The sequence below is a fragment of the Bacteroides sp. L10-4 genome (assembly GCF_013373675.1).
GTDB classification, from domain to species: domain Bacteria; phylum Bacteroidota; class Bacteroidia; order Bacteroidales; family Bacteroidaceae; genus Bacteroides; species Bacteroides muris.
The window spans coordinates 1-2,135 of record NZ_JABXJH010000127.1 but is presented as its reverse complement, the minus strand read 5'-3'; the positions used below and the strand labels follow the sequence as shown (position 1 = coordinate 2,135).

Below are 2,135 nucleotides of genomic sequence, written 5' to 3'. Positions count from 1 at the left end.
TAATCGGGAGGATTTGGTTAACTTTGACTGAGTCCTTGGAATTAGTAGTTTTCATGGAGAAAAGTCGCCAAACTTTTCCTTTAAATTACTAAATTTCAGGGACTTTTGCAGATTTAATCACTTGAAAATTAAATGTTTAACAGCATATATTTAATTTTTGTCATCTACTAAAGTAGAACATACAAAACAAATCCTTAATAAAAAACTAACCTATTCTACACTTTTTAGTTATCGAAAGACATAATCGGGATTAACTTAGAAACTACACCTCCAAGCCAATCCCGATTTCAAAACTATCCTAATATAAAGCCTTTTTGACCTTATTCCTATTTATTTTTTACCTCAACACATTATTTCCATCCAGGATTTTGTTCAATATTCAAATTCTTACTGATTACAGAAGAAGGAATAGGACGCAAATAATCTTTATTAGAATCAAAAGAGCGACGAGATGTTCTATAATTTGTATTCTCATAAGCATCAATGTATTGCTTTCCATCAGCAGCTTTGAATACAAATATTGGATTATCTCCGGCACCTTCTGCACCACCTTTTGAAATCACACCTTCATAACGCGGATTTGCAAAGTCTGTGTCTTCCAAACGCATCCCCAAAACACGCTCTTTCAGTTTGTCACCCCATGCCCAACGCATCAAGTCTTGGTAACGCAAATACTCAAAACTTAACTCTACGCGACGTTCACGACGGATCTCTACCAACAACGAGGAAATGCCATAATCTGCATATTTCGGATCCATCACTGGATTCACCGTCAAATGAGGCATGTTAACACGGTCACGCAAAACATTGACAGTCTCATCAAGTACATCTTGGTCACAAGTTCCAAGCTCAGCTTTTGCTTCGGCATAGTTCAGCAAAACTTCGGCATAACGAAACAAGGGATAGTCATGAGTTTCTGCATTAAATCCTTTCTTATCCTGCTCACGAATGTAGTATTTAATAGGATGATAACCTGTTAATGTAGGCCATCCTTCCATGTTACCAATACGTGGGAAAGTACGTTTAGCATGTGCTGCATCTTCAAACAAAGCAGCAGCAGCGGCATTGCCCGGAGCCAAGAATGTCTGACTCAGACGAGGGTCACGATTAGTAAATTCCTCTTCTGGTGTATCGTTACTATAATCATGGCTCAAAGCTACCGGTCTTGCTACCCCATCAGCATCCAAACAAAGGAAATCATCTACAAAATCCTTAGTACCTCCATTACGCAAATTAATTGCATAACCACAAATACGATGACGCTTCAAACCCTCTGCATATTTCCTGTAGAAAATCACTTCTTTATTGCTACCTAAATCTTCCGTAGTAAACAAAGCGGTATAGTCTTTAGCTGGATTACCTGTGTTATACACTTCATATCCCAGTTCCATCAACTCTTCACAAGCACTTACACATGCATTCAGGAATTCAGTCTCATCACCCAGATTATGATATTTTCTGTACGTACCTTCATACAAACCAATACGGGATTTCAACGCCAAAGCTGCACCTTTGGTTAAACGGTTAGCACCCCAATTTTTTGCAGGCAAATAAGCACAAGCGTTATTTATATCATCCAAAACCTGCCTCATCACTTCCTTACGCGAAGTACGTGGAGAATATAACTCATCTATATCCTCTACCCCCAAAGGCCGTGTAATCAAAGGTACATCACCATAAGTCTGCACCATATATAAATAGAACCAAGCACGGAAGAACAGAGCTTCACCAGCATAATAATTCCTCACTTCCTCTGTAATTCCTGTAACTTTCTTATAATTTTCAAGAAAGACATTAATTCGACGCAATAAGTTCCAAGTCCAGCTACCATAATTGGGATTACCTCCTGGCTGATTTTCAATACCAGCAGCTACTGCGGCTGCCCATGTCTGACTTGCATCCATTGTTGCAAAGTTGTCCGACATAGCTTCTATCGTATAAGGACCTACCACTTTCACAGAATAAGCATCACTATGGAAACCTACCATAAATTTATAAGTACTATTATTAAGTAACTAATCAAAATTAAGCAGCATTATGTTTAAGTTTAATACCCAAGGTATCCCCGACAGCCGCCAATGCCCTATTGACGGTGTAAAAGAGGTTGTCGCTACTTGCATAATCCTGCGGTCTGA

At 38.8% G+C, this 2,135-nt stretch carries 1 protein-coding gene; it reads right to left on the bottom strand.

The genetic code is table 11. The features are described from left to right. Positions 1–350: 350 nt before the first annotated feature. A complete protein-coding gene (locus HU824_RS19305) occupies positions 351–1,988 on the bottom strand; it encodes a RagB/SusD family nutrient uptake outer membrane protein (RefSeq protein WP_176469732.1) in 1,638 nt (545 codons plus the stop codon). Positions 1,989–2,135: the final 147 nt, after the last annotated feature.

Excerpts from the sequence above, each read along its gene's own strand:
- HU824_RS19305 (WP_176469732.1), bottom strand. The coding sequence starts at position 1,988 with ATGGTAGGTTTCCATAGTGATGCTTATTCTGTGAAAGTGGTAGGTCCT.